10 protein-coding genes are annotated in these 7,505 nt (G+C 40.7%); 2 read left to right on the top strand and 8 right to left on the bottom strand.

The features are described 5' to 3' along the window. Nucleotides 1-65: 65 nt before the first annotated feature. Nucleotides 66-521, bottom strand: a complete 456-nt coding sequence (locus CL181_RS00180) for a hypothetical protein (RefSeq protein ID WP_097297232.1) — start codon at nucleotides 519-521, stop codon at nucleotides 66-68. 171 nt (nucleotides 522-692) lie between these two features. Next, the gene (locus CL181_RS00175; protein ID WP_217993034.1) at nucleotides 693-1,733 is read right to left on the bottom strand and encodes an alpha/beta fold hydrolase; all 1,041 of its coding nucleotides are present in this window, start codon (nucleotides 1,731-1,733) and stop codon (nucleotides 693-695) included. Between the two features lie 119 nt (nucleotides 1,734-1,852). Here CL181_RS00175 and CL181_RS00170 point away from each other — a divergent pair, with 119 nt between their 5' ends. Then, on the top strand, nucleotides 1,853-2,374 hold the full coding sequence (locus CL181_RS00170; protein WP_097297230.1) for a RimK/LysX family protein: 522 nt from the start codon (nucleotides 1,853-1,855) through the stop codon (nucleotides 2,372-2,374). Nucleotides 2,375-2,588: 214 nt separating this feature from the next. On the opposite strand, the gene CL181_RS00165 is transcribed toward CL181_RS00170, so the two are convergent. Then, nucleotides 2,589-3,206, bottom strand: coding sequence for a hypothetical protein (locus CL181_RS00165; protein ID WP_097297229.1), 618 nt, complete (start codon nucleotides 3,204-3,206; stop codon nucleotides 2,589-2,591). A 116-nt stretch (nucleotides 3,207-3,322) separates the two neighbouring features. On the opposite strand from CL181_RS00165, the gene CL181_RS00160 reads away from it, so the two are divergent. Further along, a complete protein-coding gene (locus CL181_RS00160; protein WP_097297228.1) occupies nucleotides 3,323-4,396 on the top strand; it encodes an alkene reductase in 1,074 nt (357 codons plus the stop codon). Nucleotides 4,397-4,402: 6 nt separating this feature from the next. On the opposite strand, the gene CL181_RS00155 is transcribed toward CL181_RS00160, so the two are convergent. The 5 genes from CL181_RS00155 to CL181_RS21440 all read right to left on the bottom strand — a co-directional run bounded on the left by CL181_RS00155 (nucleotide 4,403) and on the right by CL181_RS21440 (nucleotide 7,362). Next, complete coding sequence (locus CL181_RS00155; RefSeq protein WP_097297227.1) at nucleotides 4,403-5,083, bottom strand: isoprenylcysteine carboxylmethyltransferase family protein; 681 nt, start codon at nucleotides 5,081-5,083, stop codon at nucleotides 4,403-4,405. A 116-nt stretch (nucleotides 5,084-5,199) separates the two neighbouring features. Continuing rightward, nucleotides 5,200-5,703: an SRPBCC domain-containing protein gene (locus CL181_RS00150; RefSeq protein WP_097297226.1), complete on the bottom strand. Its 504-nt coding sequence runs from the start codon at nucleotides 5,701-5,703 to the stop codon at nucleotides 5,200-5,202. 30 nt (nucleotides 5,704-5,733) lie between these two features. Continuing rightward, nucleotides 5,734-6,105: a VOC family protein gene (locus CL181_RS00145; RefSeq protein WP_097297225.1), complete on the bottom strand. Its 372-nt coding sequence runs from the start codon at nucleotides 6,103-6,105 to the stop codon at nucleotides 5,734-5,736. 285 nt (nucleotides 6,106-6,390) lie between these two features. Beyond that, a complete protein-coding gene (locus CL181_RS00135; protein WP_097297223.1) occupies nucleotides 6,391-6,663 on the bottom strand; it encodes a type II toxin-antitoxin system HicB family antitoxin in 273 nt (90 codons plus the stop codon). 105 nt (nucleotides 6,664-6,768) lie between these two features. Then, nucleotides 6,769-7,362 carry an acyltransferase family protein gene (locus tag CL181_RS21440; protein ID WP_369332911.1) on the bottom strand — a complete coding sequence of 198 codons (594 nt, stop codon included), beginning with the start codon at nucleotides 7,360-7,362 and terminating at the stop codon, nucleotides 6,769-6,771. Nucleotides 7,363-7,505: the final 143 nt, after the last annotated feature.

The following is a 7,505-nucleotide window of genomic DNA, read 5'->3' as shown; positions in this document are numbered from 1 at the left end:
TCAATAGGAGGTATAGGAGTATAAACTATTTCTATATGCTCCCCATCGGAGCATTTATAATTTCTTTAACCTTTCTGCTGCATGGGATTAGGCGGCACGATTCCTGGATCCGTCTCCTTTACAAACTCTTTGTCCTCCCACATATCATACGCGATCGCTATTGCAGCGGCCTGAGTAATGATCGCAAAGGCGCATATGATATGGAAGAAAAGGATGAGACCATAAATTGAGGTATTGATTACCGGGATGACCAGAGCCTTGCCAATATCAAAGAAGAGCACAGCTCCGAATATACCCGCCCACACTGAAAGATTGAGACTTACCTGCGCGATGCGCTTCACCCTGCCCATGACCCTGGATTTGCGAATACCTGAGAAGTTGTAAAAAGCAAGCCCTATGATGGCAATGCCCAGCACGATGTGCAGATATAGCAGAACCAGAGAGCCCCCGGAGATCATCACGAGAAGAAACTCGATTAACGCAATCCAGATCATCGCGTACAGGGTCATCCATAACTTCATCGAGATTCACCTCGATAAAGTATGGTATGTCCATGAAATTTATCAGATACCATTTCCCAATCACCACTTCACATGTTGTCTATCGTTTTTGATTTTAAACTATGATACAAGTCCTATTATTAAATAAGTTCTTCGAGAATATATAGCCTTTGTCTAATTTTTAACCTCCATTTACCCGGTCCGCACTGCCCATTCGCAAACTTTTGGCCACAGGTTCAAATGTGCTTCCTTGCTCACCGAAAGACCAATGTGAGATGAAGGAAAGACGATTTCTTCATAACTCTTCCCTGAATAAACATCTTTTAGCGCTTTGCCTGATGATAAAGGAACAATATGGTCATATTTAGCCAGTATGTTAAGTAGAGGGCAATGAATTTTTCTCAGGTCGACGATTTGGGAATCGATTCTCATCTTATTATTGATTAGCAAATTTCTCTGGTAGCAATCCTCAATGAATTGAATATACATAGAGCCCGGTATCAATGGCGTATCAATTAACCACCTATTCATCCTTAAAGCATCCCGCCATGACTCATAAGTCAAAAACTCTTTATTAAATTCTGTGCTCATTGAGAAAAATGGAAGATGATACATAAACAAGCTACGGCCAAAAAGGAGAATTAATTCACCTGGCACATTGCCGTAGAGGGACACAACGCTGCGAACGTTAAATACCTTTCCCCATAATATCCTCGGATCATACCACCTGGAAAAATCCACCGGGGTTGCCAGCAGGATAAGCTTTTCCACCTTTTCGGGATGTAAAGAGGCATACATGAGCGAAATTATGCCTCCGGTGCAATATCCAAGAACCAAAACTCTCTTGATCCCCTTTTCCTTGCTTATGGAATCCACTGCAGCATCCAGGTAACGTACATAATCAGAGAAAGATATTTTTCTTTGTTCCATTGTAGGATAGCCCCAATCAAACATATAAACTGAAAAGCCATATTCACAGAACTTTCTTATGACGCTGACATCGCTATGAAGATCAAGGATATAAGGTCTGTTTATTATATGCGGAACAATAAGTACAATTCTCTTGCTATCCTTTTCTTTTACATATCGAAGAAGCTTAAAATTAAACCTGCTATGCTCATCTACTACTTCAAAGGGTGTTTTTCCCACAGCAGCAGGAGGAAAAATACCCTCTAATTCGTTGAAAAATTTATTTCTGGTTATCTGGATATTATCCAGGTTAATAGTCATCATTTCCCCCATATATCAGAATTTGGCCTGACATATCAATAATGTTTCCAGCATAAAAGAAGTTTTTGTGGGTTTTTCCCCATATATATTTAGGTTTAACCAGACAAACAATATATCAGAGTATGGACATAGAACACCTGAAGAAGGCAATGGACTTCACAAGCGCAGAGAAAAAACTGATTTCAAGTTTTGACATACCTGCCGACGCATTTATCCCGCTTTTGCTCTCATTAAGAGATGGCGGTGACTGGAGTTATTCGGTAGAAGATATAAAGACGATAGCAGTGATGGACAAGACTACCGTTTACGATGACGAAAAGAAATTAGGATATTCCCTTGAGGAGATTTATCTGTTCATAAATCCAGTTCTTAATGAGGAAGAGGGGACTGTCCACAGGCTTGAAAAATGCGGGAATGAAATTGCAAGAATGCTTGTAGTGCGTCCATATAAGGTGAGGGTTGGAAGTGATCGTATCATAAAAGCGACTGTTCATCCTCTTAAAAAAGAGATAAAAGTGGAAGAACTCGCACAAAAAGAACTTGTGTTTGACGGTTCTACGGCGTATGACATTGCCCATGAGATGGAGCACCTGATGAAAAAAGAGAACAAAGGTGAGGGTTTATGGGAATTTAAATTTAAGTAGAACACTCTACGGACCCATTCGTCCTTTTATCTTAATCATATACACGTACATAATGATGACAATTATACTGAGCATTAAATTTTTAAAAATCTATATATTCTCAAGAATACATATTGAATATTGTTAAATCAAGGATAGGTTGTGTACCAGCAAAGGTGGCAAAGCTCCTCTTGCCACCTTTTCTGCATTATAATTACCAGTTAAATGGGCATAATTAAAGTCTTTTATTCAAAGCCTTCAAAAGTTCCTCAGGTGTCTTAAAATCATTTTGAGCATCGAGTTCCGCGATATCCCGAAGGATTTTTATGAGGCTATGGACAGGCTTTGCCGTATGACCGAATTTTCGATTAATATTCAGACCCTCAAACCTTATTGAGCTGTTGTTGCTGAAATTACCAAGATTAACAGTTACAGGCAGGTTGTTTTTTGTCTTTATCCTATATGTTCCCAAACCGAACTTGATCACGGAAGGTATCGAATAAGGTCTTCCATACATCTGTGCATCAATGAATTCAGGTGTTGTCGGGATTATTTTTTCAAATGTTATTAAATAGCATAAACCGGTAGTTTTATTTATTACAGGATAAGCAATGAAAGGTTGGATTGGAACTACTGAATTTATTTTACCTTCAAGGAAGTTATTAAGTTCCCAGGGGCGAAATTCTCTTCTATCCACCAGACTTTTAATAATCTGCACAGGTGCTATGACCTCCTTATTGTTTTCCCCTAAGAGTACGACCTGATCATTTGAACCAATTCTTGATAACCTGATGATTTTTATCTCTATTTGTTCGACTTCATCATTTTGTTTCTGTTCAATACCTTTTACCATAATTATTTCAATCCATTATCATATATTTAATGTTTGGCATTATCAAGGTGAAGTTTTAACACGTATAATGATAAATACTATTGAAATAAATTAAACTAAAGGGAACAGGAGTAGATATGGATCTATTAACTAAATACAAATTTGGCGAACTTGAATTATCAAACCGCATGGTTATGGCGCCTATGACTCGTTGTCGTGCAATTGAGGGAAATATTCCTAATCCATTAGCAGTTACCTATTATACACAAAGAGCTTCGGCAGGTTTAATAATTACGGAAGGCTCACAGGTGAGCCCTAAGGGGGTGGGTTACGTCCGTACCCCTGGAATACATTCATCTTCTCAGGTTGCAGGCTGGAAGAAAGTGACTGACGCAGTTCATAAAGCCGGGGGAATAATTTTTCTTCAACTCTGGCATGTAGGACGAGTATCGCATCCTGACCTCCTCGGGGGCGAACTGCCTGTTGCGCCTTCTGCACTTCCGGTAGAGGGCGAGATTCATACGCCTCCTGGCAAAAAGAAATTCGTGATCCCAAGAGTTCTCGAAACAGACGAGATACCTGATATTATAGAGCAATTCAGGAAAGGCGCACAGAATGCAAAATTGGCAGGCTTTGATGGAGTTGAGATCCATGGCGCAAACGGATATCTGCTGGATCAGTTCCTGAGAGATGGCTCAAACCGCCGAAAAGACAAATATGGTGGAAGTTTACAGAACCGGATTCGTCTTCCTCTTGAAGTTACAGAAGCTGTCGTGAGTGTATGGGGTGCGGAAAGGGTAGGTTACAGGATCTCACCACATTTTTCATCCCATTCAATGTCTGATACGGATCCTGGCCAGACATTTTCAAATTTTGCAAAAGAATTGAATAAGATCAAGCTCGGATATCTTCACATGATAGAGCCCATTGGAGGAAGATTGGGGGTAATAGCACCTCAAGCGCGATTGGCTCCGGTCATTCGTAAGATATTCCATGGAACGCTCATTTTAAATGGAGGCTATGATGCCCATAGCGCGAATGAAGCGATTGAAAAAGGCGAGGCTGACCTTATCTCATTTGGAGTTTTGTTCCTGGCTAATCCTGACCTGCCTTTGCGTTTCAGGAAAAATGCAGCACTTAATTCCGCGGATGTTTCGACCTTTTACGCGGGCGAGGAAAAAGGATACATAGACTACCCGGAACTTGAATGAAAAAATTTACCAGATCAATGGAATTAAACGGTATTTCATTTTCTGGCAATATTCCCTGTAACCCGGCAGTTCCCTTAACAACACTTCCTCTTCATTTAATATCCTTAATATGATCAATGGAATCAGTGGCAGGAAGAAGGGCACTGCCCAATATGAACCAAGAGCAAGCGGAGTAAATAAATACATCAGCAATACTCCCAGATACATAGGGTGGCGAACCAATGCATAAGGGCCTGTCGTAATAACTTTCTGCCCTTTTTCAACTTCAATGATATGGGAAGCGTAACTATTTTCCCGAAGAACGCGGAAAACGAATATATAACCTGAAAAAACGATAGCATTTGCAGTAATAACGAGATAAACAGGTACTTTAGACCAGTGATAGCGATAGTCAAGGCCGGGTATTATGAAGCCGATGAGGAAAATGATAGCTGCAAATTTTACTATTGTTTTTTGTTTTTCTTCCTTTTCCTTCATTCTCATTCGCCGCTCCAGGAGTTCAGGGTCTTTCTTTAAGAAATATGATACCACAAAGAACATTGGAATAAAAAGAACTCCGCAATAGATCCACGCCTGCCAGTAATACAATGTACCCGCAGGTAAGAACAATATCAAGCCAATAAAAACGGGCGCCATTATGAATCTTAAAATGACCTGTTTTTTTAATCCTGGTATTTCAGTTTTCATTCTCGTGGCGCGTCAAATTCCCTTGTAATTAAGATCTGTTATATGCCTGGTGTTGCTGTAATTTTTGTCTATTTATTTTCTGTCAGTTACAATTGGTTATTTATATTTCAATTTACCTATTTTAGACTTTCGGCAAGCTTGTCGAAGGATTCGTTCCAGCCGGCTTCTGCCATATCGCTCATCTGCCCCGGCGGAATACCGGCATGCCTCAAAGTCATCTTTGTTTTGCCTTCATGTTCTTCGAACGTCACAGTCACCAGAAATTCTGTCGGCCAATCGCCACTTATTCCGTAGTGCGAAGGCGAAACCTTGGTGCCTTTCTCATCTGCAAAGGAATCGGTGCAGACGATACGCTCCGGTTCAACTATTTCGCGATAAACACCAGTGCTCCAAAAATCTTGTCCCTCCGGCGATCGCATGCAATACAGGTATTTGCCCCCAATGCGGAAATCGATCTTGATAACGGGCGCCGTGAAGTTTTTCGGCCCCCACCAGCGCTTCATGAGTTCAGGATCTTTCCACGCCTTCCACACGAGCTCGCGCGGCGCGTCAAATATGCGCGTGATGACGAGCTCCTCAGTATGCTTTGCGACGTTTCTTCTTGTTTTGTTTTCAGCCATATATTTCCTCCCCGCTAAATTGCGGAAAAATTACTTCGCATTACTGTCTTCTTCCCACAGCCCGAATGTATTGTTCTCGGTATCAACGCATATCGCAAGATATCCCCAGCCCGAAACGGCTGTTTTTTGCATGATGACATTGCCACCCAGATTTTTTACCTTTGCCAGGTAATCATCTACTGAAGGGACATCGATATAATTCGAGACCTGCTGTCCGGGCAGCCCTCTTTTTCCCATCCCGCCCCTGACTCCGGGATTTCCTTCCAGGTCTGAGGTCTCTATGAGATAATACGGCGTCGGCATCGGTACTTTATCGAATTTCCAATCAAACAGATTTTCGTAGAATTTTTTGGCGCGTTCAGGATCATCCGCTGGCAGGTCAAAATGAACAATTGTTGGCATTACACTCACCTTGATTAATATTGGGTGGTCGGGAGGGATATAGGTTTTGGATTGCGTGATGTTGCGCTGTTGCACGGTTACAATTCATGCCACTCGCCCGCTGTTATCACACGACCTATAATTTCCTCTATCTCTCTTATCATAAACCGGACTTGAGGCACTGAGTATTCAGTATTGGAAGGAATCGCCATACGATGCTGCTCGTATACCATAAAGTGATGACGGGTACCAGAATACGGCCCCTCAAAGCCAAGTTTTTTCAACCGTCTGATGAAATCACGCCGCTTACACGGCTTCCACTGGCTCATAAGTCGGAGTAGTATTCAGATTAATTTTTGCGATCACTGGCAAAGGATGATTCAATTTCAGGCCCACCAGGATCCAATCTTCAAGAGTGGAGTGCAACTCTTCTTCACATTCACGCAATGTTGAGCCAAAAGCTACTACACCTTTGCATGATGGAATCCGTCCGCTAAATGTACCATCTTCAAGTTTATCATAGACAGCCTGCGCCAATTGCTGATTCACATAATCGGTCAGTATATATCGAATTTTCATTACGTCTCCATTTTAGAATGTTTCTTGAAATGTCAAGCCTCTTAATTAATTAACCAATTATTAAATTATAAAGTTTGTGGTAAGGTCTGGGAATCTGCCCGGAAGTCAAAATGCAATGTCACGGTGCGTATGCCCTACATTTCGCACATGCCCGGAATAAATTTGGTATTTTAAAATAATTAAGCTGCGACGTATTATATAATAAATCGCATGGCATAAAAAACCTTCAAAGATCAGCAGTGCTTCGAGGAACCATAAAGGTCCGCTGCCAAGTACTCTGTAATTCCCTATATACAAAGCGAGAAAATCCAAAAAAGATCCGGAAAATTGTTTCGTTGATAATGATATTGCGTATCCCATAATTGGATGAATAAAAATTACGTAAAATAGCAGGGGTATGCCCAATCTGAGCAGCCTATCTTTAAAAAAAAGCAACGCTCCTTTTCGGTCATAAGATCCGGGAGTAAAATAGCCTGAGATCATGAAAAAGAAGCCCATAAAAAAGGACTCAGTTACGGCAAGAAATGATAAATATAAGGTACTTTCGATAATACTTTCAATTATCCCAGGCGGTTGGCTTTCATGATACGGTCGGTTGCCTATTGGAGATCCATATAATAATGCCAGATTAAAAATAATCACCAGGATTATAAGTAAAATTCTCAGGTTATCAATGAAAAACAGCCGTTCTTTCGACATTTCATATACTTTTTTAAACATTTTACCGAATTATTTTTTGGGCATTTCTTAAATGTGATTAGAGAATATAAAACTCTTACGGAAAGAGGGAGCCCATCCAATAAATCATAATTATAAACCCCTCACTCTAATTTATGAGAACA

The sequence above is a fragment of the Candidatus Methanoperedens sp. BLZ2 genome (assembly GCF_002487355.1).
Taxonomy (GTDB): domain Archaea; phylum Halobacteriota; class Methanosarcinia; order Methanosarcinales; family Methanoperedenaceae; genus Methanoperedens.
Note: the sequence above shows the minus strand (reverse complement) of the source record. Positions and strands in the feature narration are given on the sequence as shown.

Bases quoted from the DNA above. Each gene is read 5' to 3' on its own strand.
- CL181_RS00180 (WP_097297232.1), bottom strand. From the start codon at position 521: ATGAAGTTATGGATGACCCTGTACGCGATGATCTGGATTGCGTTAATC.
- CL181_RS00175 (WP_217993034.1), bottom strand. From the start codon at position 1,733: ATGATGACTATTAACCTGGATAATATCCAGATAACCAGAAATAAATTT.
- CL181_RS00170 (WP_097297230.1), top strand. From the start codon at position 1,853: ATGGACATAGAACACCTGAAGAAGGCAATGGACTTCACAAGCGCAGAG.
- CL181_RS00165 (WP_097297229.1), bottom strand. From the start codon at position 3,206: ATGGTAAAAGGTATTGAACAGAAACAAAATGATGAAGTCGAACAAATA.
- CL181_RS00160 (WP_097297228.1), top strand. From the start codon at position 3,323: ATGGATCTATTAACTAAATACAAATTTGGCGAACTTGAATTATCAAAC.
- CL181_RS00155 (WP_097297227.1), bottom strand. From the start codon at position 5,083: ATGAAAACTGAAATACCAGGATTAAAAAAACAGGTCATTTTAAGATTC.
- CL181_RS00150 (WP_097297226.1), bottom strand. From the start codon at position 5,703: ATGGCTGAAAACAAAACAAGAAGAAACGTCGCAAAGCATACTGAGGAG.
- CL181_RS00145 (WP_097297225.1), bottom strand. From the start codon at position 6,105: ATGCCAACAATTGTTCATTTTGACCTGCCAGCGGATGATCCTGAACGC.
- CL181_RS00135 (WP_097297223.1), bottom strand. From the start codon at position 6,663: ATGAAAATTCGATATATACTGACCGATTATGTGAATCAGCAATTGGCG.
- CL181_RS21440 (WP_369332911.1), bottom strand. From the start codon at position 7,362: ATGTCGAAAGAACGGCTGTTTTTCATTGATAACCTGAGAATTTTACTT.